This is a genomic window from Celeribacter ethanolicus (assembly GCF_002407265.1).
Classification (GTDB): domain Bacteria; phylum Pseudomonadota; class Alphaproteobacteria; order Rhodobacterales; family Rhodobacteraceae; genus Celeribacter; species Celeribacter ethanolicus.
The window spans coordinates 231,508-255,141 of record NZ_CP022196.1 but is presented as its reverse complement, the minus strand read 5'-3'; the positions used below and the strand labels follow the sequence as shown (position 1 = coordinate 255,141).

Genomic DNA, 23,634 nt, shown 5'->3' with positions numbered 1-23,634 from the left:
GCCTCAGAGAAGATTCAACTTCTCGAAATTGTCCCCATTCTTGGACAATTCATGCCAAAGTGTCGCAGGCTCCCAGATGTCCGGCGCCGCAGCCGCAAAACTTTTCAGACGTTTTTCCGCCTGAAAAATCCCCATCAGATCCGCCGCCTTCATCGGCCCGCCGTGATAACGCGGATAGCCCTTGGCGAGCATCATCACCACGTCGATGTCCACCGGGCGCATCACCACGCCCGCCTGCAACAGCCGCGCGCCTGCGTTGGCCGCCGCCAAAAGAAGGCGTTCGGAAATATCGCGGTCGCTGAGTTCGAGTTCGGGCACACCGCCCTGGGCGCGCAGATCGGCAAGGATCGCCTCCGCCACCGTGTCATCGGGCCCCTGCCCGCTGGCGTAATCGTAGAATCCCTGCCCGGCTTCTTTGCCCCGGCGGCCCTCGGTGGCGAAAAACTGCGCCACCGCGCCGCGCATATGATCGAGTCCCAGCGCATCCATGGTCTCGCAGGGCCCCGCCGGAAAGCCGTACTCGCGCATCACCCGGTCGATTCGCGCCGGGCGCACGCCCATGAGCAAAAGCACATCCACCGCTGCCCAGACCGCCTCCTGCACCCGATTGGCGATCAGCCCGTCGCGGGCACGCAACGTCACCGGAACCTTGCCCAGCCGCTTCACAAAGCCATGCGCCGTCACCAGCGCCTGCTTCGACACGTCATCCCGCAAGGCCAGTTCGACGACGCGGATCGCCTGCGACGGCGCACAGAAATGCAACCCGAGAAAACGCTCCGGATGAGCCAGATCGCGCGCCATCTGCGCAAAGCCGTGATCCGCCACGGTCGCCAGCACGCAATCTTCCGGCAGGAACTCCTCGAGCCGGGCCAGAAGCCGCGCCCGCGCCTCTGTCGAGGCCGCGCTCGCCTCGATCACAAGCCCCGCCCCCGACAGGCTGTCCGTGCGCGTCGTCGCGGTGAACTGCGCCAACCGTTCCCGCCGCACCTCGGCGGTGATCTGCCCCTGTTGCTCGGCGCGGGTATAGGCCGTGGTGATCCGCTGTTCCGCCACCACCAATTGATCGGCGGCACTGCCCAGAAGGCGCACCTTGAGCCCGTGATCGAGCGCCGTGATCGCGATGCCCAGCGCCAGAGACCCGGTGCCCACGAGGCCGAGCTCCCCGATCTCCGCCGGGCGCAGCCCCTCGACACCATCGAGCCGCGCCGCACGGCGTTCGGAGAAATAGGCATGGCGCAGCGCCTTGGCCTCTTCGCTGTCGAAACAATCGGCCCGCGCCACGCTTTCGCGCGCCACTCCGGCCTCGAACGGCAGGATCAGCGCCGCCTCGACGCAATCGACGATCCGCGCCGGCGCCGCGATCCGTGCGCCCTTGATTTCCGCGCGCCGTGCCGCGATCTCCTTCATGTAGGCCTCGCCGTCCCGGAGCCCCCGCGCAATCGCCCGCGTCGGACGCGGCCCGCGCTCTCCGGCCAGAAACCGCTCAGCCAGGGCGATTGCCGCCTCGGCGGGGCTTTTGCTGTCGGCCATCTCATCGACCAGCCCCAGCTTGAGCGCCTGAGGCGCGGGCACCGGCCGCCCGGAGAGCAGGATTTCGAGTGCCACACCCGGTCCGACCAGCCGCGGCAGGCGCTGTGTCACCCCGCCCGTGGGCACCACCCCCAGAGTGATCTCCGGCGCACCGAGGCGGGAGCGGCGCCCGATCACCCGATAATGCGCCGCCAGCGCAAGCGCGAAACCCGCCTCCAGCGTACTGCCATGCAGTGCCGCGATCACCGGTTTCGGGCAGGCTTCAATCCGGTCGCAAACTGTGTTGAGACTGGGCGCAGGCTCCTCCGCCGCCAGAGTATCCGCCGGAAACCCGGTGCAGAACGACGTGCCCTCCGCCATCAACACAATGGCCTGCACTTCCGGGGTGCTCTCCGCCGCCTCAAACGCCGCAAGCAGGGCACGGCGCAGCTCAGGCGTCAACGTGTTGACCGGCGGCGACGAGAGGCACAGGAGCGCAAGCCGCCCCTCCCGGCGGATCTGCACAAGCGGCGTCGCGACACCCTCCGGCCCTCGGCCCTGCGTCGCTTCCGTCATGTATTTTCGCGCCTGCCCCACAGCCTCACTCATCCGCGCCCCCGCACAACCTGCCCCACCCTGCGACTTGCCCCACCCTGCGACTTGCCCCGCATTCGCGCCTTTCAAAGCACCCGAAAGGCCCACGCGCAAGTTATCCACAGGTTTTCCACATCATGCGGCGACACCTCCGCCTTGGCAAGACGACAGACCCTCAGACCGCGGATTTCCGGCCCGGCCCCGGGTGCAAAACCCGCATCACTTCGGGATTTCAGCCCTTGGGATAGAGATCGTCGGCGGAGCGGTCTTCCAACTCGGCCTCCAGCCGTACCAGATCCTCCGGCAGCGGCAGACCGAGCGCCGACAGTTCGGCCAGTTTCTCACGCAGGTTTTCCTGCAGGATGTGGCGATCCGCCGGACGGGCGGCGATCTCGTCGAGGATCATGTAGACCTGTGCTTTCAGCGCTTCAAAGGCCATGGCCCTATCCTTTCATCCCGTGACACGCAAACCGGATCAGACCGGCATATTGTCCCACATATCATCCGCATCGTCGTCGTCCGCCGGATCGGACACCTCATGGAGGAACTGGGCCTCCTGGGCCTCGAAGCTGTCATGCAGCTTTTCCTTCAAGGCGTTGGCGGTGTCCTCATTCTTCACCAGATCGTCGACGATCTTGTCGATTTCTTCTTCGGTCTTCGTCACACGGGTCATTTCAACCTCCCTGATCCATGTCCCATCGCTCTCCCGGCCGACTTGTCTTGTCTGAGTTTCCTGCCTTGCTTTGCAGCCTATTCCCAAACGCCCCAACCGGCCCTTTTCAATGCGGCTTCGCCACCCGCGCGGCACAGTCGCGGCACATCGGCGTATAAGGGAGCACATCCAGACGTTCGGCGCTGATTTCATCGCCGCAGACGGCGCAATAGCCGTATTCGCCCTCGTCGATGCGTTCGAGCGCCGCGTTGATCATCACGATCTCCGCCTTGCCCTGCGCCCCCATGCCTTCGAGCACCTCGTCGCCTTCGCGTTCGGTGGCCAGTTCCTCCCAGTCCTTCGACTGATGCTCATCCAACTCGGCGTCGATCTCTTCGAGACGCCGGGTCAGCTCGGTTTTGCGCTCCAGCAATTGCGCTTTTCTTTGAACAAGGTCGATCATCGCGGCTCCTCCTTGGACAACGAGCATCCTCCAAAAGCGTCACGCAGGCCTTGATTCACATCAACAGAAATCACGGTTTCCCCGCGCGAAACCGGATCATGCCGTCTCGCGCAAGCTCAGGCAAGCGGCCCCGCGGCCCATGCGCCCGGCGGCTCATTCCAGAGCCGGAAGTTCCCCCATCGCCGGAAAGCCCTCACCGTCGCCGAGCGGCGGCAGACCGTCCACCGCCGGAAAACCGCCCACTGAATCCCCCGCCATATCCTCCAGGGGCGGGAGATCGCCAAGCGGGGGAAGCTCGCCCATCGCCGGAAGGTCACCGAGCGCGGGCAGTTCCCCTTCCATCCCCATCTCTCCCTGCATGCCGCCGGACAGCGCCGGAAAACCCTCCCCGCCAAGTGCTGCCATGTCGAAGCCGCCGCTCGAGGACAGTTCCGCTTCGAGCGCATCGTCATCCTCGGTCGCAAGCACCACCCGAAGCGCGCGTTTGCCGTTGATCTGGCCGAGCCGTGCGCGGCTGATCAACCGCTCCCCCGCGCGCAATTCGACACGCGACAGCGTCTCACGCGGGATCGGGATCATCATCCCCTCCTGAAGCCCCGCCACATCGGAGAGCGTCAGGGACACCCGGTGCAACACCGTGTCGAGCCGCGCCTCCGTCCTCATCACCGCCTCCTGAAAGGCCGCGCCGAAATCGTGGCCATGGCCCTGTGCCGGACCGCTGGCAACCGGCATATGCGGAAAGATCAAAAGAATCTCCCCCTCACGGCCCTCGCGGCCCAAAAGCAGTTTCAGCCGGTAGAGCCGGTAAGGCACGTCGTCAAAGGCGATGGCGATGGAACGCGCCTCGCGCAACTGGGCGGCGGTGTGATAGCCCGCCACCGCAGGCGGATCGGGCAACTCGGCCAATTGCGCCTCAAAGAGCCGCAGCATCCGGTCGCAGAGCGGCGCACACATGACGGAATCGGTGGCGGTCGGCGGGCGTACCTCCGGCGCGAGCGACAGGACCCGCCCCGCCGTCTGCTGTTCGACAATGGCCGCGACCGTGTTGCGGTCGAAAATCGCCAGCCCGTAGGCATTCTGCGGCCCTTCGAGCAAAGACAGGAGCGCATGTTCGGGCACCTCCCCCGGCAGGCGGGAAATCGCGCTTTTCTCCTCGCTGACCTCAAGCACCTGAAGCACCAGCCCGATGGTGTCCTCCGCCGCCTTGGCCGCCGCGATCCGAAGTGCCTTGGCGGGCGACAAGGGTTGGACGTCCGGCGGCGGGCGACCCACGCCCGCCTTGCGGCGCATCGCAGAAATGATGTCGGCATCGGACATGGGGACGGACGATCTCGCTCAACTCGCTCGGACTCTCCCGTCCTTTTTCCATGCTCAAAGTAAACAAATCATTGAAGCCGGACGGATTTTTTCCGCCAATCCTCCGACTTAGCCGCGCGCACGCACCCGTGGCAGGGTGATGCGGAACGCAGCTCCCCCTTGCCCCGGCAAATAGGCGATGGTGCCGCCGAGATTGGCGACGATCTCGCGGCAGATCGCAAGGCCAAGCCCCGCACCGCCCGCCTTGGCGTGATCGGTGAGGCGGGAGAATTTCTCGAAAATCACCGTCTGCTTGTCCTTGGGAATGCCCGAACCGTTGTCGATAAAGTCGATCTGGAGGCGGTCGTCGCTCAGCCGCCGCGTCTCGATCCGAAGTTCCGGGGTCGGCGCATCGCAATATTTGCGGGCATTGGCGATCAGGTTGATGAACACCTGCGCAAGCCGGTCCGGGTCGGTTTCAATCGCAATATGTTCTGCGATCTCGTTGCGCCGGATCGTCATCGCGCGGCCCTCCGCACTGGCGTTCACCGCCCTGGAAATCACGTCGTGAAGATTGTCACGCGCCCAGTTTAGGCTTACCTGCCCGTTTTCCAGCACCGACAGATCGAGAAGATCGTCGAGCAGACGGGTCAGCCGCTGAGCCTCATCATGGATGATCGTCGAGAACCGCTCAAGGCTTGCCGCATCGAGATCGCCCGCAGCGCCCCCATCCCGCAGGATTTCGGAGAACGCCCGGATCGAGGTCATCGGCGTGCGCAGCTCGTGGCTGATCTGGCTCAGGAAGGCGTCCTTCTGGATCGACAGCGCGGTCAGTTTCTCGTTGGCCTCCCGGAGCTTGCGCGCGGTGCGGCTCAGTTCTTCGGATTTCAGCTCAAGCTGTGAGGAATATTCCATCATCTGCGCCGTCTCATCGGCCACGGCCATCAGGTCCTCGACGGAGACGACCACGCCCCCCGCGATCTGGCCCAGCATCGCATGGGCCGTGGCCGCCCCCACGGAGCCCGCCAGCTCGCGCTCCAGCCGCTCGATGAATTCTGGCGTGGTGTCGGGCAGATAGCCCTCCTTGCCCTGCGCGAGCGCCTCGGATTGAAACAGCGCCTGCGCCTCAGACGGGCCGAGGATACGCTGCGCCATGACCAGCAAATCCTCCGCCTCGGCAAAGCCATGCGACCAACTGCGCGTCGAGCCGGAATGCTCGAAGACATTGACGAATTGCGCGCCTTGCAAACGTTCGACGGGCCGCGGGAAGGAGAACAGCGAGCCCAGCAGAAACAGCAGCGTGTTGAGCGCCAGAGACCAGCTCACCGCATGCACCACCGGGTCGACCCCGGTGACCCCGAACAGCGCCTGCGGACGCAAAAGGCTGAGGCCAAGCGGCCCGTGTTCCAGAAGCCCGGGCGTGAACCCGGCAGCCGCGCCGAAGGACGGCAGGAACATGGTGTAGGCCCAGACGACGAAACCGGTGACAACGCCAAGGATCGCGCCCCGTCGGGTCGCCCCCCGCCAGAAGATGCCCCCCAGCATCGCAGGCAGAACCTGCGCCACGCCGGTAAAGGAAATCATGCCGATGGAGGCCAGCGCCTCCGAGCCGCCGGAGAAATGGAAATAGAGATAGCCCAGCACCAGAACGCCAAAGATCGACAGGCGGCGGGCATAGAGCACGACGCGGCGCACATCGCCCGACACGGTCGCACCGCCCTTGCCCTGCGCCGAGAGCCAGATCGGCATGACGATGTGGTTCGACACCATGGTCGAAAGCGCGATGGCCGCCACGATCACCATGGAGGTGGCCGAGGAGAACCCGCCGAGAAAGGACAGCGTCGCCAGCAGCCGGTGATCGGCATGGAGCGGCAGGGTGAGGACGAACATGTCGGGGTTCGAGCCTGCGGGCAGCACCTCGAGCCCCACCACCGCGATCGGGATCACGAAAAGCGACATGCCGAAGAGATAGAGCGGAAAGGCCCAGCCGGCGGTGAACAGGTGGCTTTCGTCCGAATTCTCCACCACCAGCACCTGAAACATCCGCGGCAGGGTCAAAAGCGCCGCCGCCGACAACATGGTGAGCGCGATCCAGCGCGTGCCCTGGATCGGATGCTGCGCCACCGGCGAGGCGTCGATCTTCGCCATCAGATCGCCGATCCCGTCGCCCAAGCCCCAGACCACAAAGGCCCCGACCGCCACGAGGGCCAGGAATTTCACCACCGCCTCGAGCGCAATGGCCGTAACCACCCCGTGGTGGCGCTCGTTGGCGTCGAGATTGCGCGTGCCGAACAGCGCCGTGAACACCGCCAGCCCGACCGCCACCCAGAGCGCCGTCTTGTCGAGGTCCGGAAGCACCGCGCCAGACGGGTCATTGACCCCGAACACCGCAAAAGACAGCGCCACGGATTGCAACTGGAGCGCAATATAAGGCGTCGTGCCAATGACAGCCAAAAGCGTCACCAGCACGCCCAAGGTGGTCGACTTGCCGTAGCGCGAGGAAATCAGGTCGGCGACCGAGGTGATCCGCTGCACCCGCCCGATCCGCACCAGTTTGCGCAGGATCCACCACCAGCCGATCATCATCAGCGACGGGCCGAGATAGATGGTGACGAATTCGAGCCCCGAGCGCACCGCATAGCCCACCGCGCCGTAAAACGTCCATGCGGTGCAATAGATCGACAGCGACAGCGTGTAGATCATCGGCGAGCGCAGCCAGCCCAAACGCCCCGCTTCGGCGCGTTTCTCGGCCCAGAAGGCCACAACGAACAAAAGCGTCGCATAGCTCAGACAGGCGAGGACGAGAATGTTGAACCGCAGCATCTAGCGCCCGCCCTCCGCATCCGGGCCTTTCTGCGCCGCCACACGCTCCGCCGCGGCCTCGCCCTGCGATAGCCGTCGGGTGAGCAAAGCCGCCGCCACAAGCCCCAGCGCCCAGACCACGAAGACATGCAGAAAGGCTCGCGCCCCCGCGCCGACCGGCTGGTCCGTACCCTCGCCGCCCCAGAGAAGCGGCAAAAGCCAGAGCCCGAACATCAGAAACGGCAAGAGGCGCAGCGCATCAATCAGCCGTCGCCGCCGGTAAGACGCCCGCGCAAGATAAAGCGGCCCGCGCCGCTCAGCCATGCCCCTCACCGGAGGCTTCATCAGAGGTGCCCGCCAGACGGCGCACGGTTTCGAGCATCTCGGAATTGGAAAACGGCTTGGTCATGAAATACGACACGCCCGCAGCTTCCGCCATGTCGCGGTCCTTTTTCTGGCCGCGCGCGGTGAGCATGAGGATCGGACGGGTGGCATGGTCGGCATCCGCGCGCAGGTCGCGCAGGATGTCGAAACCGGATTTGTTGGGCAGCATCACATCAAGGATCACCACATCCGGACGCTTGCGCCCCACGGCCTCCACGGCCGTTGCCCCATCGGCATGGGTCTCTACCGTCCAGCCATCGCGCGACAGGATAAACCGGATCGCTTCGATGATGTTCGGTTCGTCCTCGATCAGGAGCACGCGCTTGCCCATGATTGCCCTCTTCTCCCCCTCGCGTGTCGCACCTTATGGCGATTTGTCGCGTCTCTGTCAAAAATTTGATAATTCACGCGCCATTTCGGAGTTTACATCTCGCTTGACGCGCCCCGTTCTGCGCGGGATGGTCCAGCCATGATCCTGCGCCCCTTGCTCTCTTCCGCGTTTCTTTTGATGGGTGGCCTCATGCTCGGGAGCATGCTCGGCGTGGACAGCCTTGTCTCCCACATCCGCTCCAATGGAACGATCGCGTATTTCAAAGACAGCACCGGCTCAATGGCGGGTCAGGACGAGTATCTGGCGTTTCCCCTCTTCTTTATCCTGCCCTTGCTTGTCCGGATTTTCCGGTCCGGCAAACGGCTCACGCTCATCGAAATCCTCCTCCATATCATCGCCTTGGGCCTGATCTGCATTGCGGTCACCTCGGTCGGAACAGAGGCTTTGCGCAACACCCGTCTTTACGACGAAGATGCCGACGCCCTTGACATCCTGCTTTTCAGTGGCAAGGCGACCCTTGTGCTGTCGCTTGCGCTGATCACCGACAGTCTTGTGTCGCGCTTTCTCGTCCCACCGAACCCGCCCCGCTCCTGAGGCTCACAGCCCCTCCTCCGGCTCCTCCAGGACCATCGAAGGCTCGCGCCGCGCCGGGCAGTTCATTCGGGCGCAGACCCGACAGGATGTGCCGACGCCCAAGACCTCCGCCTCGCGCGGGGTGACGTCGAGACGGTCGAGCGGGATGAACAGCATCGTCGCCTCCACCACCTCGGGAGCTTCGAAGCTCTCAGCGCGCTGCGGCTGGGCGATGGCATAAGCCAGGAAGCGCCGCGCGGGCTGGCCCTGTTGCTCGACCACCCGGCGGATCGGCACCATCGGGCGCAGAAGCGCCTGATAGAGCGGCCAGAGCGGACAGGCCGCCCCGAAACGCGGCGGCGCGAACCCGTCCAGCGGTTTGCGGTAAGTCAGCGCCCCCGAGCCGTCGCAGATCGCAAGCCCGGTCGGCACCCGGTTCTCGAACGCCGGAAGGCTCGCCAGACGCCGCATCGCCGCGGCCAAATCTACTCCCGCGAGTTGCGCCAGCGCCGCCGGGTCCGGGCCATGCTCCGAGATCAGCGCCTCGACCATCGACAGCGGCATTTTCTCCGCCTCCGCCCGCGCCCTGAGCACCCATTTGCGCGCCAGTTGCCGCGCCGGAGCCGAGCGCAGCCCGCCCTCGCCGGTCAGCTCCGGCATCATACCGCGCTCCAGCTCCGGCAGGGCGAAATCCCGTGCCGCGAGCCAGGCCTCGACCTCTTCGAGCGGCGAACTCAGCGTATCCTCCGATTGCCCGACGCTGTCGAGATAGGACACCAGCGCCTGCGAGCCCTGCGCAAGGCGCTGGCTGTCCTCATAGAGGTTGCGGTGAAACCGCGCCTGCCAGTCCGGGTCGATCTCGCCCATGCCATTCAGAATCCCTGCCGTCGAACGGATCGCCGTCACGGTCGAGAGCACCTCATGCAGGCTGTCGGAGAGAAACGGGTCATGTGCCAAGCGGTCGTTCAGCGCCTCGATCCGCCGCTCCAGTGCGGTGATCCGGTCGCGCTGCGCCACCACCAGTTCGGCCCAGCCGGGAAACCGCCCGGCGAATTCCTCGGCTCGTTCCGCCTCCGGTTCCGCCGCCGCACGTCGCCCCGGCCGCGCTCGTAAAACCGCATTGCTCGCCGCGTCCTGCAACCCCTCCATCAAGGGCAAATCCGCCCCTTCGGTCAGAACCGACGGCTCAACCCCCAGCGCACGCGCCAGATCGACCAGAAGCTTGCCGCCGATTCTGCGCCGGTTGTGTTCGATCAGGTTGAGATATGCGGGCGAGATGCCCACCGTGCGCGCCAGATCGGCCTGTTTCAGCCCCTCAAGCGTGCGCCTTTCGCGAATACGTGTGCCTGTCAGCGCTGTGCGTGGCATAATCCCTCCCGAACTGCCGCTGTCATCTCGGTTAACCCGCGATGAAACCCATCTCCGGCATTTTCACCTGCAACATGAAATCTCGTCGCGATTTCAGATCGTTTCCGCGCCCGCAAACATTGTCCTTCTGCGCCTGCGGGAAAACGCTTTTACATTGTATGCAAATGCATTGTGTAATCCTTAACAAAAAAATCATTGTTTCCAAGCCACTTGTTGCCCGGTTTTCGATCCACCCTCAATAATACCCCCATCCCGTTTACATGCCCGCTGCGCCGGGTGCCGTCCGCAAACCACGGACCAGAAAACGGGTTTCGTGCATCGCCCGGTGATCGGGGAGGACCTCCGGGCGATGCGCCGATCACCGGACAAGGCCAGCAAAAACCAGGCCACATCATATCCGAAACACTCAGGCCATTAAGCTCGGGCCCAAAAACCTCGGGCAAAAAACTCAGGGAGGAGTTTTCAATGACCAAAACCGATCTGACGCGCCGCCGCGTTTTGAAATCCGGCGCCGTGGCGGGCGCGGGTCTCGCGCTGCCGACGATGTTCACCTCCAGCGCCTATGCCTTTACCAACGAACCGATGGGCGGCACAGTGACGCTCGGGTTCAACGTGCCGCAATCCGGCCCCTATGCCGACGAGGGTGCCGACGAGCTGCGCGCCTATCAGCTCGCGGTCGAACATCTGAATGGCGAGGGCGACGGTGGTATGCTGAACACCTTCAGCTCCAAGGCGCTTGAGGGCAACGGCATCCTCGGCAAGAAGGTCGACTATGTCACCGGTGACACCCAGACCAAATCCGACGCGGCGCGCGCCTCGGCGAAATCCATGATCGAGAAAGACGGCGCGGTGATGATCACCGGCGGCTCGTCTTCGGGCGTGGCCGTTGCCGTGCAGGGTCTGTGTCAGGAAGCGGGCGTGATCTTCATGGCCGGCCTGACGCATTCGAACGACACCACCGGCAAGGACAAGAAAGCCAACGGGTTCCGTCACTTCTTCAACGCCTATATGTCCGGCGCAGCGCTCGCCCCGGTTCTTGCGGCGCGCTACGGCACGGATCGCAAAGCCTATCACCTGACCGCCGATTACACTTGGGGCTGGACGCAGGAGGAGAGCATCGCGGCGGCCACCGAGGCGCTTGGCTGGCAGACTGTGAACAAAGTTCGCACTCCGCTCGGCGCGGGGGATTTCTCCTCCTACATCACGCCGGTGTTGCAAACCGACGCCGATGTGCTGATCCTCAACCACTACGGCGGCGACATGGTGAACTCGCTGACCAATGCCGTGCAGTTCGGCCTGCGCGACAAGATGGTCAACGGCAAGCAATTCGAGATCGTCGTGCCGCTGTTCTCGCGCCTGATGGCGCGCGGGGCTGGCGAGAACATCAAGGGCATCCTTGGCTCCACCAACTGGCACTGGTCTTTGACCGATGAGGGCTCGAAGGCCTTTGTCAAAAGCTTCGGCACGAAATACGGCTTCCCGCCGTCGCAGGCCGCGCATACCTGCTACGTCCAGACGCTCTTGTACGCCGATGCCGTCGCCCGCGCCGGATCGTTCAACCCCTGTGCCGTGGCCGAAGCGCTCGAAGGCTTCGAGTTCGACGGTCTGGGCAACGGCCCGACGCTCTATCGCGCCGAGGATCACCAGTGCTTCAAAGACGTGCTCGTGGTGCGCGGCAAGGAGAACCCGACCTCTGAATTCGACCTTCTGGAAGTGGTCGAGATCACCCCCGCCGCTCAGGTCACCTATGCGCCGGATCACCCGATGTTCGCGGGCGGCGCTCTGGGTGAGTGCAACGCGGGTTAAACCGTTCCGCGCACGGGGATCAATCCCCACTTCACAGGCCAGCTCACTGGCCACCTCACTGGGGGCTGAACCGCAAAGCGGCAGCCCCCACCCCCCTCATAAAAGCTGCGGGCCTTCCGCCTCCCAGCCCGCGCGCGGGATCGGGAAAGCTTTGCCCGCCGGGGACCCACACAGGACACAGGGAAGGACGGCACGTCCATGGAAACCATCCTCTTGCAATTGCTCAACGGGCTGGACAAGGGCTCGGCCTATGCGCTCATCGCGCTGGGGCTGACCCTGATTTTCGGCACTCTGGGCGTGGTGAATTTCGCCCATGGCGCGCTCTTCATGATCGGGGCCTTCTGCGCCGTGACGCTGTCGCGTCTTTTGAACTTGTCATTCGAGACCGTCGACCCCACGCGCACCGATTTCCTCGGCAACCCGCTCAAGGTCAAAACTCCCTATGTCGAAGCGTGGTTCGGCCCCGATTTCGGCCATGCGCTGATCGACTGGTCGGTGCCTCTGGCGATCCTGTTCTCGATCCCGATCATGATCGCCGTCGGCTTCATCATGGAGCGCGGGCTGATCAAGCATTTCTACAAACGCCCCCACGCCGATCAGATCCTCGTCACCTTCGGCCTCGCCATCGTGTTGCAAGAGGTGATCAAGTATGTCTACGGCGCCAACCCGATCTCCACCCCCGCCCCCGATGCGTTCAAAGGCAGCTTCGATTTCGGCGCGCTTCTGGGGTTCGATCCGAACATGATCATCTACCCCTATTGGCGTCTGATCTATTTCGGCTTCGCCGCCGTGGTCATCGGCGCGGTGTTTTCCTTCCTGCAATTCACCACCTTCGGCATGGTCGTGCGCGCCGGCATGGCGGATCGCGAGACCGTCGGCCTTCTGGGCATCAACATCGACCGGCGTTTCACCCTCATGTTCGGCCTCGCTGCCGCTGTGGCGGGCGTCGCGGGCGTGATGTACGCCCCGATCCTGTCGCCCAACTATCACATGGGCATGGATTTTCTCGTGTTGAGCTTCGTCGTCGTGGTCGTCGGCGGCATGGGGTCGCTTCCGGGCGCGGTCGCCGCAGGCTTCCTCTTGGGCATCCTTGAGAGCTTCGCCTCGATGAACTGGATTAAGGACATCATCCCCGGCATCGACCAGATCATCATCTATGTCGTCGCCATCGTCATCCTGCTGACCCGTCCGCGCGGGCTGATGGGGCGCAAAGGCGTGATGGAGGAGTAAACCATGAAAAAGAACATCCTCGGGCTGAACCCGAAAGACACAAAATTCCTCCTGATCGTCGTCTTCCTGACGCTCTTCACCCCGATCCTGTTGCAGCCCTTCGCGGCGGGCTCGGAGCTTGCGCAATTCAACGGCGGCTACCCCGACCTGATGCAGAAAATCGCCATTTTCGGCATCTTCGCGGTGGGGTTCAACATCCTCTTCGGCCTGACCGGATACCTGTCCTTCGGCCACGCCGCTTTCCTCGGAATCGGCTCTTACGCCGCCGTCTGGATGTTCAAACTGCTGACGATGAACGTCATCCCCGGCATCCTTCTGGCCATGGTCGTCTCCGGCCTCTTCGCCGCCGCCATCGGATACGTCAGCCTCCGCCGCTCCGGCATCTATTTCTCCATCCTGACGCTCGCCTTCGCCCAGATGTGCTACAAAATGGCCTATTCCGTCCTCACGCCTTTGACCAATGGCGAAACGGGCCTGCAACTCACGCTGAATGACCCGCGCATTCTCGACGGCACGCAGGAAGGCAGCTCTCTGCCAGTCACCAACATCTTCGGTCTGGCGATGAATTCGTCTTACAAGATCGAGGCTCTGGGCCGGATTTTCACCTTTAACACCGGCTTCTATTTCTGTGCCGTGATCGCGATCCTCGCCTTCTATGTCGCCATCCGCCTGTTCCGCTCGCCCTTCGGCATGATGCTCCGCGCGGTGAAATCGAACCAGCAACGCATGACCTACACCGGGCTTGACCCGAAACCCTACACTCTGGCGGCCTTCGTCATCTCCGGCATGTACGCCGGGCTTGCGGGCGGGCTTTTGGCCGCGATGGACCCGCTCGCCGGCGCCGACCGGATGCTTTGGACCGCCTCGGGCGAGGTCGTGATCATGACCATCCTCGGCGGCGCGGGCACCCTGATGGGGCCGGTTCTGGGCGCGGGCGTCATCAAATATCTCGAAAATATCTTCTCCAAGATCAACGAAGGCGTGCTGCACGACTGGTTCTCCTTCCTGCCCGACGGGCTGGAAGATGTGGTGATCTGGGTCTTTGCCCGCTTCACCGGCGAGGGCTGGCACCTCACCCTTGGCGTGACCTTCATGCTGGTGGTTACCTTCCTGCCGGGCGGTCTGATCGAAGGGCTGAGACGTCTCGCGTCGCGCCTCCGCAACGGCTCGCAGAAGCGCGACAAATACGACAACCCGGACCCGGAGCACCGCCCCGATCCCGGCAAACGCGTGGCAGGAGAATGAATATGGGAATTCTTGAAGTCAAAGGCGTCGGCAAGCGTTTCGGCGGCCTTCAGGCCCTCGGCAACGTCAACCTCTCGGTGCAGGAAAACACCGTTCACGCCATCATCGGCCCGAACGGTGCCGGGAAATCCACGCTCCTCAATTGCCTCGTCGGAAAACTCATCCCGGACGAAGGCTCCGTCACCTTCGCGGGCACGTCCGTGTTGGGCAAGAAACCGCATGAGATCAATCAATTGGGCATCTCCCGCGTATTCCAGACCCCGGAGATTTTCGGCGATCTCACGGTGATGGAAAATATGATGATCCCCTGTTTCGCCAAGCGCGACGGCGCATTTCGCATGCATGCCATAGAGAGCATGGAAGCCGAGACCGACCTGATCACCAAGGCGGAGGCCATGCTCGAAGACGTCGGCATGTTGGAGAAACGCGAAATGATCGCCTCTTCCATGTCCCGCGGCGACAAGCGGCGGTTGGAGATCGCCATGTGTCTGGTGCAGGAGCCGAAACTCCTTCTGCTCGATGAGCCCACCGCCGGCATGGCCCGCGCCGACACCAACAACACCATCGCTTTGCTCAAGGAAATCAAAGAAAAACGCGACATCACCATCGCCATCATCGAACACGACATGCATGTGGTCTTCTCGCTCGCCGACCGCATCACCGTTCTGGCCCAAGGCACGCCCCTCGTGGAAGACACGCCCGACATGATCAAGGGCAATCCGAAAGTCAAAGAAGCCTACCTTGGCGAAACGCAGCAGGTGTAAGACATGACAGAACAGTTCAATCCCAACGCCAACCACGCCCAGAACGCGCCTGCGTTTTTCTCCGCATGGGACGTGCATGCCTATTATGGCGAAAGCTACATCGTGCAGGGTGTCACCTTTAACATCCACGAGGGCGAAATCCTTGCCCTTCTGGGCCGGAACGGCGCGGGCAAAACCTCGACGCTGCGCGCACTCGCCCGTCTCGACAGTCCGCAGGTCACCCATGGCGAGATCTGGCTCGACCACGAGCGGCTCCACACCAAGACCTCCTATGAGGCCGCCGTGAAAGGCATCGCGCTTGTCCCCGAAGATCGCCGCATCATCCCCGGCCTCACGGTCGAGGAAAACCTGCAACTGGCGCAGATCGTCGAACCCGTCGGCTGGTCGCTCGACCGGCTTTACGATCTCTTCCCGCGCCTGCGCGAGCGCCGCAAACAAGAGGGCGTCACGCTTTCGGGCGGCGAACAACAGATGCTCGCCATCGCCCGCGCTTTGGCCCGCGACATCAAGGTGCTGCTTTTGGACGAACCTTACGAAGGCCTCGCCCCCGTGATCGTCGACGAAATCGAGAAAACGCTCCGCATCATCAAGGAGCAGGGCATCACCACCGTCTTGGTCGAACAAAACGCCGTGCGCGCCCTCAATCTGGCCGACCGCGCCGTCATTCTCGACACCGGGCGGGTGGTTTATGATGGTAGCGCTAAAGAAGTGCTTGAGAATGAAGCGCTAAGAGCCGAATATCTCGCCATCTGATGACATGCCCCTCCCAAAGCGGCGAGGGCCAGCTTTGGGAGGAGCCATTATGACCGACATTTACCCGCCCTCTGAATCCTTCGCGTCCGACGCCTTGATCTCGACCACCGATTACGAGGATCTGTACCGCCGCTCGGTGGAGGATCCGGTGTCCTTCTGGGCCGAGCAGGGCAAGATCCTCGACTGGATGGAACCCTACACCCAGGTGAAGAAGACCTGTTTCGATTTCGGTCGCGTCGACATCAAATGGTATTCGGACGGCGTTCTGAACGTCTCTGCCAACTGCATCGACCGCCATCTGGCGCGCAAATCCTTGCAGACCGCAATCATTTTCGAGCCCGACGATCCCAACGAACCCGCCCGCCACATCACCTACAAGGAGCTCTCCGACAAGGTGAACCGCATGGCCAACGTGCTCCTGAGCCAAGGCGTCATGCGCGGCGACCGGGTTGTGATCTACCTGCCGATGATCCCCGAGGCCGCCTATGCCATGCTCGCCTGCGCCCGCATCGGCGCGATCCATTCCATTGTTTTCGCAGGATTTTCCCCCGACGCCCTCGCCAACCGCATCAACGACTGTGGCGCCAAGCTGGTCATCACCTCCGACACAGCACCCCGCGGCGGTCGTCGCACGCCTTTGAAGGCCAACACCGACGCCGCCCTGCTGCACTGTTCCGACAAGGTCCGCTGCCTCGTCGTCAAGCACACCGGCGACCAGATCTCCTGGGTTCAGGGCCGCGATGTCGATGTCAAATACCTGATGGAGCACGCCAGCCCCGATTGCCCGCCGCGTCCGATGAATGCCGAAGACCCGCTCTTCATTCTCTATACGTCTGGCTCCACCGGCAAACCAAAAGGCGTCGTCCACAGCTCCGGCGGCTACCTCGCCTATGCCGCGCTGACCCATAAATACGTCTTCGATTACCACGACGGCGACGTGTTCTGGTGCACCGCCGATGTCGGCTGGGTCACCGGCCACAGCTACATCGTCTACGGCCCGCTGGCCAATGGCGCGACCACCGTCATGTTCGAAGGCGTGCCGACCTACCCCGACGCGGGCCGGTTCTGGGCCGTTTGCGAAAAGCACAAGGTCAACCAGTTCTACACCGCCCCCACAGCGCTGCGCTCCCTCATGGGCCAGGGCAACGAATGGGTCGAGAAATACGACCTCTCCTCGCTCAAAGTGCTGGGCTCCGTCGGTGAGCCGATCAACCCGGAGGCCTGGAACTGGTACAACGAGGTCGTCGGCAAGGGGAACTGCCCGATCGTCGACACCTGGTGGCAGACCGAAACCGGCGGCCATCTTCTGACCCCGCTGCCGGGCGCGATCCCGACCAAACCGGGCTCCGCCACCCTGCCCTTCTTCGGCGTGCAACCGGTCATTCTGGATGCCACCACCGGCGAGGAAATGACCGAGACGGAGGCCGAAGGCGTCCTCTGCCTCAAGGACTCCTGGCCCGGCCAGATGCGCACCGTCTGGGGCGATCACGAGCGCTTCCAGGAAACCTATTTCCAGCAATACAAAGGCTATTACTTCTCCGGCGACGGCTGCCGCCGCGATGCCGATGGCTATTACTGGATCACCGGCCGCGTCGACGACGTGATCAACGTGTCGGGCCACCGCATGGGCACCGCCGAGGTCGAAAGCGCCCTCGTCGCCCACGCCAAGGTCGCCGAAGCGGCGGTCGTCGGCATGCCGCATGAGCTCAAGGGCCAGGGCATCTACGCCTATGTGACGCTGATGAACGACGTCGAACCCTCCGACGCGCTGCGTGCGGAACTGGAGAAATGGGTCCGCACGGAAATCGGCCCGATCGCCAAACCGGACTTCATCCAATGGGCGCCGGGCCTGCCCAAGACCCGCTCCGGCAAAATCATGCGCCGCATCCTGCGCAAAATCGCCGAGAACGACACAGGCTCCCTCGGCGACATCTCAACCCTCGCCGAACCTCAGGTCGTCGACGAGCTCATTCAGAATTCGCTCTATCACCTCAAGAAGTGAGGATGCACGAAACCGCAATAGAGTTCACATCACGAACAACCTCCGAAAAATCGCAAAGGTCGCCCACTCGGGCGGCCTTTCTTTTTGCAGAAACGCCAGAGCCTCAGCACCGCAGCACCTGATGCCATTCCGCCCGCAGCCCGGTCTGCGGCGCCACATGCCACACCAGCGTCAAAACCGCTGCCGCCTTCAGGTCATTCGGAAAGGATTGATAATGCATCGGCCAGCCTCCTTAGGATGACCACCAATGTCGCGTGGCCCTCTTGCAAAATGCTTAATCCCCAAGCGCGTGCCTGTGACATTTCATTAAAATTGTCGCAATCCCGGCTTCTCCACAGAAAAATGCTCCACCGAGCACAAACTCCACAAAATCTTAACCCTGTTCGGCCCAGCATCCGACATGGACACACACGAGATCACAGATGAGACTCACTGGGAGGAGCTGGCCGACACGGTCGATGCGCCGCTGTCGCAGCGCTGGCTCTATGGCGAGGCCGCGAAACGCATCGGGCGCGACGCCCGCCGCTTTGTCATCTCTGACTGTCGCACGCCTCTCGCTCTGGCGCAGGTACTCTTGCGCCCCGCCTTCGGCACAGAGATCAGTGTCACGTTCCGTGGTCCGCTGTTTCTGACCCCGCACCCCGACAAAGCGGTTGAACGCGCCGTGGTTCAGAGCCTGCGCGCCGCCCTGCCCTTTGGCCTCAAACTCATGAGCCCGGACAGCCGCCTGCCCGGCACACTCGGCCGTCTCGGCCTGACGCCCGCGCCCGAAGTGGTGGAACTGGACCTGCGCCCGCCGCTCTCCGACATGCGCCTCAGCCTCAATGGAAAATGGCGCAACGCCCTGAAAAAAGCCGAAAAATCAGACCTGCATGTGACCCGTCTCGCGCCTTCGCCCTCGGTCTTGCGGCCCTATCTCCTGTTGGAAAAACACCAACAGACGCAGCGGCATTACCGCGGCCTGCCGCCCGAATTCGCCCTCACTCTGCAAGATGTCGCGCCGAAATCCCTACGGTTGTTCGAGGTGGATGACGCCTTCATGCTGTTCATCCTGCACGGCACCTCGGCCACCTATCAGATCGGTCACACCGGCCCCCGCGGCCGCGCGGTGAACGCCCACAACCTGATCCTTTGGGAGGCGATCAAGCGGCTGAAACTCGAAGGCGTGCGGCGACTTGATCTTGGCACAATCGACACAAGGCGCGCGCCCGATCTCGCCCGGTTCAAACTGCGCACCGGGGCCACCGCCCGCGTCCTCTCCCCCGCCGCACTGATGTGATCCCCCTCAGCCCAGCTCCTCAATCCCCTGTCCGGTAATATTTCCGCCGCGCTTCCACCTCGATGTCGAGCCGGAGCTGCACCTGCGCGATCTGCCGGATCAGCGCCTTACGGGCCTCCGCCTCCACCGTCTCCTTCAACTGCGCATTCAACGCCTCGATCTCTTTGCGCATTTCGAATTCGCGCGGCACCACACCTGCCTCCGCCATGATGCGAAACCCCGCCGCGTCCGTGTCATTGCCGCTGCGCGTGTTGAGCGGCTTGCCCGCCCCTTTCAGATTGTCGAGTTGCCCCTCGGCCTGCGCCTTGAGGATCTGTCGTTCACTAAGAGAAGACCATTTCATCGCGCATCCTTTCGGCCCAATTTGTCAACTTAGTTGACAATATAGACCGCCTGCCGCACAACCGCAAGAAAAGGACGACGCGATGACAGACATGACAGAGATGAGCCTCGCCGATCAGCTTTACGCAGGCATTCAACTGACCCGACCGCTCCTGCGTAACATCACCGCGCGGGTCGAGCATGACCTCGCGGGCACCGGCATCACCGTCGGCCAGCGCGCCATCCTTGAGGCGCTGCTCGCGCTCGGGGAGGCCACCGCACCGCAGATCACCGCGCATCTCGATGTGACGCGGCAATTCGTCGGGCGCGAGATCAAGATTCTGCATGATGAGGGCAAGCTCCTGCGCGTCGACAACCCGCGCCACCGCGCCTCGAAACTCTACCGTCTCTCGGAAGAGGCCCGCGCCATCATCGCGGCCATCCGCGCCCGCGAAGCCCGCGAGATCGCGGCGTTTTCCAAAGGCTTCACATCCGAGGAAATCCGGGGGTTCTACAAGATCCTGTCCACGCTCAACCGGGAGTTTTCCCAAATAAAAACCAAGTAAATCATTGTTTAAAATTGGATAATTTCACACCCTGTCCGGATTTTTGAAATTTTCAGGAACCCTGCACGCGTCTCGTTCATTGTCTCTGCATACCACATGCCAACGCATGAGTGAGAGGAGAAAACGATGAAAACCCTGACGCAGAAACTGATGACCACCGCAACCGCAATCACCCTTCTGGCCACCCCGGCGCTTGCCGAGATGACCAGCCAGACAGAGGCAGAGGTCACTTCCGATGACGTCACCATCGAACAGAATGCAGAGGCCGGCGCAACCGCCGACACGGGCATCTGGCAGGAGACCAAGGACGGCGCTGCCGATCTGGCGGACGCCACCGGCGAGGCCGCATCCGAGGCCTGGGATGCCACAAAATCCGGCGCCGAGAAACTTGCCGATGCGCTCGCGACCTTCGGCAATGAGACCGTGACCGAGATCACCGGCACCAAGGTCGTGACCGAGAGCGGCACGGACATCGGCGAGATCGACGCCATCGTCACCGCCGAGGGCGGCATTATGGCCGTCGTGGGCATGGGCGGCTTCCTTGGCATCGGCGAGCATGACGTGCTGATCCCGGTGGACGAATTCGCCATGGTCGACGACAGCACCGTGATGATCGAAGGCGCAACCGAGGCCGAGCTCGAGGCCATGCCGGATGTCGATGTCTCCGCCTACACCGAAGTGGAGGGCGACATGACCCTCGAACAAGCGATGAATTCGTAACACGCCCTTTCGCCTGAAGGCGAAAACCCCGCCCGGATGGTCCTCCGGGCGGGGTCTTTTGTCAAAATGTCAAAGACTTACTGAAGCGCCGCGTCGGTGATCTCAAGCGTATAGGCGCCTTCCGGCTCCTTGGTGATCACAGGATCGGAGCCGCCGGACAGCAAAGATTCGACGGTGCGCTCATAATCCGCCACGTCCAGCGCGCCGTTGGAGCCTGCGGTCAGCTTGGCCACTTCGGACATCATGCGGACCTGATGCTCCATGGTCTGCGCACCTGTTTCGTCATATTCGAGCACGATCTCGGCGGCTTCTTCCGGGTGCTCCTCGGCGTATTTCCAGCCCTCCATGGAGGCGGCGACGAAACGCACCATTTTCTCTTTGAAGGCCTCATCAGACAAGCTGTCTTCGAGCACATAAAGACCGTCTTCGAGCGTCGCAACGCCCTGGTCCTCGTATTTGAAGGTGATGAGATCGTCGGCGGAGATGCCCGCGTCGATCACCTGCCAATATTCGTTATAGGTCATGGTGGAGATACAGGCGGCCTGTTTTTGCAACAGCGGATCGACGTTGAAGCCCTGTTTCAGGACCGTCACACCGCCCTCGGAGCCATCGGTCGGGATGCCCAGTTTGCCCATCCAGGACAGGAACGGATATTCATTGCCATAGAACCAAACGCCCAGCGTCTTGCCCGGGAAATCCTCGGGGCCTGTGATGCCGGTTTCTTTCAGACAGGTCAGCATCATGCCGGAGGATTTGTAGGGCTGCGCGATGTTCACCACCGGCGCACCGTTTTCACGCGCGGCCAGAGCCGAGGGCATCCAGTCGACCATGACATCGGCACCACCGCCCAAGAGAACCTGCACCGGCGCCACATCGGGGCCGCCCGGTTTGATCGTCACATTGAGATCGGCCTCTTCGTAGAACCCTTTCTCCAGCGCCACGTAATAGCCCGCGAACTGGGCCTGGGTGACCCATTTGAGCTGCAACGTCACCTCGTCGGCCGCAAAGGCACCGGAAGCCATGGCGGCGAGAGCGGCAGCGCTCGTCAGGAGTTTCTTCATCGTCTTACAACCTCCAAGTTGTGAATTTGGCCGGGGCGTTCCCCCCCGTGCCATTGCAAATGCGGTTACCCGCGTTGGGACGGGTGCCAGAAGGTCACCCCCTTCTCGATCAACGACACCAGCCCGTAAAACGCCGATCCCGTGACAGCCGCCACCGCAATCTCCGCCCAGACCATATCAAGGTTGAGACGTCCGACTTCGGTGGAAATCCGAAACCCCATGCCTTTGATGGGCGAGCCGAAGAATTCGGCGACAATCGCGCCGATCAGCGCCAGGGTTGTCGCAATTTTAAGCCCGTTGAAAACAAAGGGCATGGCGGCCGGAAGCCGCAGTTTCAACAAGGTCTGACCATAGGACGCCGAATAGGTCCGCATCAGGTCGCGCTGCATCGAATCCGTCGCCTGCAACCCCGCCACCGTGTTCACCAGCACCGGGAAGAACACCATGACCACGACCACGGCAGCCTTGGATTGCCAGTCGAAGCCGAACCACATCACAAGGATCGGTGCGATGCCGACGATCGGCAGGGCCGCGATGAAATTGCCGATCGGCAAGAGCCCGCGCTGCAAAAACGGCGAGCGGTCGATCAGCACCGCAGTGAGCACCGCAGCGCCGCAGCCGATAACATAGCCCGACAGTGCACCCTTGAAGATCGTCTGTACGAAATCCTGCCACAGGATCGGCACGGAGGTCACGAGCCGGGCCCAGATCGCCGAGGGCGCCGGCAGGATGACGGGCGAGACCCCGAACAGCCGCACCACCATTTCCCACAAGAGAATCAAGGTGATGCCAAACAGAACTGGCACGACCCACTGGGTACTCTTGCGCATCGCGAACCGGGTATTGAGCCACCAGAGGCCCAACCAGACCGCAAGGACAAGAAGGACATAAAGCGGTTTCATTGCGCCATCCCCATCTTCTTGAGAACCACCCGTTCAAACACCCCCACCACGATCACAAGCGCGGCCGCCAGCGCCGCGGCGGCGAACAGTGCCGACCAGATCTGGATCGTCTGACCGTAGTAAGACCCCGACAACAACCGCGCGCCAAGCCCGCGTGTCGCCCCGGACGGCAGTTCCGCCACGATGGTGCCCACCAGGGCCGCCGCCACGCCGACTTTCAGCGAGGCGAAGAGATAGGGCATCGAAGACGGCAGGCGCAGTTTCCAGAAGGTTTCCGCGCCGGAGGCATTGTAGGTCTTCATCAGGTCGAGCTGCATCTGATCCGGTGCGCGCAGCCCCTTCACCATGCCCACCACGACCGGAAAGAACGACAGATAGGCCGCGATGATCGCCTTGGGGATCAGCCCGGAGATGCCCATCGAATTCAGAACCACGATGATCATCGGTGCAATCGCCAGAATGGGAATGGTCTGCGATGCAATCGCCCAAGGCATCACCCCCAGATCCATCGCCTTGTTGTGCACGATCCCGACCGCCAGAGCGATACCGCCCAGCGTGCCGATCCCGAAGCCCAGAAGCGTTGCCGACAGCGTGATCCAGCCATGGAACACGAGCGAGCGTTTCGAGGTGATCTTTTTCGCCACCGTCGTGTCCCAAAGCTCCGCCACCACCTGATGCGGTGCCGGAAGTTTCGGACGCTCCTGCGCCAGCGTGTCTGTCACCAGCGTGCCGAAGGTCACCTCCGTGCCCGCCCGCGCTGCCTGATCATAGGTCCACTGGCTGTTCATCTTGATCGCGGCACCATACCAGACGACCACGATCACGGCGAGAACGGTGAGAACCGGGACGATCTTGTTCATGCCAGGTTCTCCCCAAGACCCTCACGGCAAAGGCGGCTCAGCCACCATGCCTGCGGCAGCCTCCCATGATCAGCCCTGCGACATTTGGCGCCAAAAGAAGCATCGCGGTCGCCGACACGCCTCCGACACATGTCCGGTGCTGTGCCATGAGGG

At 62.8% G+C, this 23,634-nt stretch carries 23 protein-coding genes; 10 read left to right on the top strand and 13 right to left on the bottom strand.

Annotated features, from left to right (window positions below; translation table 11 throughout):
• Positions 1–3 precede the first annotated feature (3 nt).
• The 8 genes from CEW89_RS01140 to CEW89_RS01105 all read right to left on the bottom strand — a co-directional run bounded on the left by CEW89_RS01140 (position 4) and on the right by CEW89_RS01105 (position 8,031).
• Positions 4–2,118 carry an enoyl-CoA hydratase-related protein gene (locus CEW89_RS01140; protein WP_096804594.1) on the bottom strand — a complete coding sequence of 705 codons (2,115 nt, stop codon included), beginning with the start codon at positions 2,116–2,118 and terminating at the stop codon, positions 4–6.
• 217 nt (positions 2,119–2,335) lie between these two features.
• Positions 2,336–2,542 (bottom strand): hypothetical protein, encoded by a 207-nt coding sequence (locus CEW89_RS01135; protein WP_066706518.1) that lies wholly within the window; start codon positions 2,540–2,542, stop codon positions 2,336–2,338.
• A gap of 36 nt (positions 2,543–2,578) precedes the next feature.
• Positions 2,579–2,776 carry a hypothetical protein gene (locus tag CEW89_RS01130; RefSeq protein WP_096804593.1) on the bottom strand — a complete coding sequence of 66 codons (198 nt, stop codon included), beginning with the start codon at positions 2,774–2,776 and terminating at the stop codon, positions 2,579–2,581.
• A 106-nt stretch (positions 2,777–2,882) separates the two neighbouring features.
• Complete coding sequence (locus tag CEW89_RS01125) at positions 2,883–3,218, bottom strand: TraR/DksA family transcriptional regulator (protein WP_096804592.1); 336 nt, start codon at positions 3,216–3,218, stop codon at positions 2,883–2,885.
• A gap of 153 nt (positions 3,219–3,371) precedes the next feature.
• Positions 3,372–4,535, bottom strand: coding sequence for a flagellar motor switch protein FliM (locus CEW89_RS01120; protein WP_096804591.1), 1,164 nt, complete (start codon positions 4,533–4,535; stop codon positions 3,372–3,374).
• A 108-nt stretch (positions 4,536–4,643) separates the two neighbouring features.
• Positions 4,644–7,337 (bottom strand): ATP-binding protein, encoded by a 2,694-nt coding sequence (locus CEW89_RS01115; RefSeq protein ID WP_096804590.1) that lies wholly within the window; start codon positions 7,335–7,337, stop codon positions 4,644–4,646.
• The gene (locus tag CEW89_RS01110) at positions 7,338–7,640 is read right to left on the bottom strand and encodes a hypothetical protein (RefSeq protein ID WP_198403477.1); all 303 of its coding nucleotides are present in this window, start codon (positions 7,638–7,640) and stop codon (positions 7,338–7,340) included.
• A complete protein-coding gene (locus CEW89_RS01105) occupies positions 7,633–8,031 on the bottom strand; it encodes a response regulator transcription factor (protein WP_096804589.1) in 399 nt (132 codons plus the stop codon). Before CEW89_RS01105 ends, CEW89_RS01110 begins: the two co-directional genes overlap by 8 nt.
• A gap of 138 nt (positions 8,032–8,169) precedes the next feature.
• Between CEW89_RS01105 and CEW89_RS01100 the strand changes: the two genes are divergently transcribed.
• The gene (locus CEW89_RS01100; RefSeq protein ID WP_096804588.1) at positions 8,170–8,625 is read left to right on the top strand and encodes a hypothetical protein; all 456 of its coding nucleotides are present in this window, start codon (positions 8,170–8,172) and stop codon (positions 8,623–8,625) included.
• A gap of 3 nt (positions 8,626–8,628) precedes the next feature.
• Here CEW89_RS01100 and CEW89_RS01095 read toward each other — a convergent pair whose 3' ends face one another.
• Positions 8,629–9,972, bottom strand: a complete 1,344-nt coding sequence (locus tag CEW89_RS01095) for a helix-turn-helix transcriptional regulator (RefSeq protein ID WP_096804587.1) — start codon at positions 9,970–9,972, stop codon at positions 8,629–8,631.
• Between the two features lie 465 nt (positions 9,973–10,437).
• Here CEW89_RS01095 and CEW89_RS01090 point away from each other — a divergent pair, with 465 nt between their 5' ends.
• From CEW89_RS01090 to CEW89_RS01060, 7 genes are all read left to right on the top strand, one after another.
• A complete protein-coding gene (locus tag CEW89_RS01090; RefSeq protein ID WP_096804586.1) occupies positions 10,438–11,778 on the top strand; it encodes a substrate-binding protein in 1,341 nt (446 codons plus the stop codon).
• 198 nt (positions 11,779–11,976) lie between these two features.
• Entirely contained in the window at positions 11,977–13,008 is a 1,032-nt protein-coding gene (locus CEW89_RS01085) for a branched-chain amino acid ABC transporter permease (protein WP_096804585.1), read from the top strand.
• A gap of 15 nt (positions 13,009–13,023) precedes the next feature.
• Positions 13,024–14,253, top strand: a complete 1,230-nt coding sequence (locus tag CEW89_RS01080) for a branched-chain amino acid ABC transporter permease (protein WP_096807085.1) — start codon at positions 13,024–13,026, stop codon at positions 14,251–14,253.
• A gap of 2 nt (positions 14,254–14,255) precedes the next feature.
• Positions 14,256–15,017: an ABC transporter ATP-binding protein gene (locus tag CEW89_RS01075; RefSeq protein ID WP_096804584.1), complete on the top strand. Its 762-nt coding sequence runs from the start codon at positions 14,256–14,258 to the stop codon at positions 15,015–15,017.
• A 3-nt stretch (positions 15,018–15,020) separates the two neighbouring features.
• The gene (locus tag CEW89_RS01070; RefSeq protein ID WP_066706553.1) at positions 15,021–15,770 is read left to right on the top strand and encodes an ABC transporter ATP-binding protein; all 750 of its coding nucleotides are present in this window, start codon (positions 15,021–15,023) and stop codon (positions 15,768–15,770) included.
• Positions 15,771–15,819: 49 nt separating this feature from the next.
• Positions 15,820–17,772 (top strand): acetate--CoA ligase, encoded by a 1,953-nt coding sequence (gene acs, locus CEW89_RS01065; protein WP_096804583.1) that lies wholly within the window; start codon positions 15,820–15,822, stop codon positions 17,770–17,772.
• A gap of 400 nt (positions 17,773–18,172) precedes the next feature.
• On the top strand, positions 18,173–19,051 hold the full coding sequence (locus CEW89_RS01060; protein ID WP_096804582.1) for a GNAT family N-acetyltransferase: 879 nt from the start codon (positions 18,173–18,175) through the stop codon (positions 19,049–19,051).
• A gap of 19 nt (positions 19,052–19,070) precedes the next feature.
• Here CEW89_RS01060 and CEW89_RS01055 read toward each other — a convergent pair whose 3' ends face one another.
• Complete coding sequence (locus tag CEW89_RS01055; protein ID WP_096804581.1) at positions 19,071–19,394, bottom strand: DnaJ family domain-containing protein; 324 nt, start codon at positions 19,392–19,394, stop codon at positions 19,071–19,073.
• An 82-nt stretch (positions 19,395–19,476) separates the two neighbouring features.
• Here CEW89_RS01055 and CEW89_RS01050 point away from each other — a divergent pair, with 82 nt between their 5' ends.
• Together CEW89_RS01050 and CEW89_RS01045 are read left to right on the top strand one after the other, a co-directional pair.
• Positions 19,477–19,938, top strand: a complete 462-nt coding sequence (locus CEW89_RS01050) for a MarR family transcriptional regulator (protein WP_096804580.1) — start codon at positions 19,477–19,479, stop codon at positions 19,936–19,938.
• A gap of 126 nt (positions 19,939–20,064) precedes the next feature.
• On the top strand, positions 20,065–20,658 hold the full coding sequence (locus tag CEW89_RS01045) for a PRC-barrel domain-containing protein (RefSeq protein ID WP_096804579.1): 594 nt from the start codon (positions 20,065–20,067) through the stop codon (positions 20,656–20,658).
• Positions 20,659–20,735: 77 nt separating this feature from the next.
• On the opposite strand, the gene CEW89_RS01040 is transcribed toward CEW89_RS01045, so the two are convergent.
• From CEW89_RS01040 to CEW89_RS01030, 3 genes are all read right to left on the bottom strand, one after another.
• Entirely contained in the window at positions 20,736–21,719 is a 984-nt protein-coding gene (locus tag CEW89_RS01040) for an ABC transporter substrate-binding protein (protein WP_096804578.1), read from the bottom strand.
• A gap of 65 nt (positions 21,720–21,784) precedes the next feature.
• A complete protein-coding gene (locus CEW89_RS01035; protein WP_081424034.1) occupies positions 21,785–22,621 on the bottom strand; it encodes an ABC transporter permease in 837 nt (278 codons plus the stop codon).
• Complete coding sequence (locus CEW89_RS01030) at positions 22,618–23,481, bottom strand: ABC transporter permease (RefSeq protein WP_096804577.1); 864 nt, start codon at positions 23,479–23,481, stop codon at positions 22,618–22,620. The genes CEW89_RS01035 and CEW89_RS01030 overlap by 4 nt, the downstream gene beginning before the upstream one ends.
• Positions 23,482–23,634: the final 153 nt, after the last annotated feature.

Coding starts and splice junctions, on each gene's coding strand:
- CEW89_RS01135 (WP_066706518.1), bottom strand. CDS start 2,542: ATGGCCTTTGAAGCGCTGAAAGCACAGGTCTACATGATCCTCGACGAG.
- CEW89_RS01130 (WP_096804593.1), bottom strand. CDS start 2,776: ATGACCCGTGTGACGAAGACCGAAGAAGAAATCGACAAGATCGTCGAC.
- CEW89_RS01100 (WP_096804588.1), top strand. CDS start 8,170: ATGATCCTGCGCCCCTTGCTCTCTTCCGCGTTTCTTTTGATGGGTGGC.
- CEW89_RS01120 (WP_096804591.1), bottom strand. CDS start 4,535: ATGTCCGATGCCGACATCATTTCTGCGATGCGCCGCAAGGCGGGCGTG.
- CEW89_RS01095 (WP_096804587.1), bottom strand. CDS start 9,972: ATGCCACGCACAGCGCTGACAGGCACACGTATTCGCGAAAGGCGCACG.
- CEW89_RS01090 (WP_096804586.1), top strand. CDS start 10,438: ATGACCAAAACCGATCTGACGCGCCGCCGCGTTTTGAAATCCGGCGCC.
- CEW89_RS01030 (WP_096804577.1), bottom strand. CDS start 23,481: ATGAACAAGATCGTCCCGGTTCTCACCGTTCTCGCCGTGATCGTGGTC.
- CEW89_RS01050 (WP_096804580.1), top strand. CDS start 19,477: ATGACAGACATGACAGAGATGAGCCTCGCCGATCAGCTTTACGCAGGC.
- CEW89_RS01115 (WP_096804590.1), bottom strand. CDS start 7,337: ATGCTGCGGTTCAACATTCTCGTCCTCGCCTGTCTGAGCTATGCGACG.
- CEW89_RS01105 (WP_096804589.1), bottom strand. CDS start 8,031: ATGGGCAAGCGCGTGCTCCTGATCGAGGACGAACCGAACATCATCGAA.
- CEW89_RS01055 (WP_096804581.1), bottom strand. CDS start 19,394: ATGAAATGGTCTTCTCTTAGTGAACGACAGATCCTCAAGGCGCAGGCC.
- CEW89_RS01070 (WP_066706553.1), top strand. CDS start 15,021: ATGACAGAACAGTTCAATCCCAACGCCAACCACGCCCAGAACGCGCCT.
- CEW89_RS01035 (WP_081424034.1), bottom strand. CDS start 22,621: ATGAAACCGCTTTATGTCCTTCTTGTCCTTGCGGTCTGGTTGGGCCTC.
- CEW89_RS01045 (WP_096804579.1), top strand. CDS start 20,065: ATGAAAACCCTGACGCAGAAACTGATGACCACCGCAACCGCAATCACC.
- acs (WP_096804583.1), top strand. CDS start 15,820: ATGACCGACATTTACCCGCCCTCTGAATCCTTCGCGTCCGACGCCTTG.
- CEW89_RS01110 (WP_198403477.1), bottom strand. CDS start 7,640: ATGGCTGAGCGGCGCGGGCCGCTTTATCTTGCGCGGGCGTCTTACCGG.
- CEW89_RS01140 (WP_096804594.1), bottom strand. CDS start 2,118: ATGAGTGAGGCTGTGGGGCAGGCGCGAAAATACATGACGGAAGCGACG.
- CEW89_RS01125 (WP_096804592.1), bottom strand. CDS start 3,218: ATGATCGACCTTGTTCAAAGAAAAGCGCAATTGCTGGAGCGCAAAACC.
- CEW89_RS01040 (WP_096804578.1), bottom strand. CDS start 21,719: ATGAAGAAACTCCTGACGAGCGCTGCCGCTCTCGCCGCCATGGCTTCC.
- CEW89_RS01060 (WP_096804582.1), top strand. CDS start 18,173: ATGGACACACACGAGATCACAGATGAGACTCACTGGGAGGAGCTGGCC.
- CEW89_RS01075 (WP_096804584.1), top strand. CDS start 14,256: ATGGGAATTCTTGAAGTCAAAGGCGTCGGCAAGCGTTTCGGCGGCCTT.
- CEW89_RS01085 (WP_096804585.1), top strand. CDS start 11,977: ATGGAAACCATCCTCTTGCAATTGCTCAACGGGCTGGACAAGGGCTCG.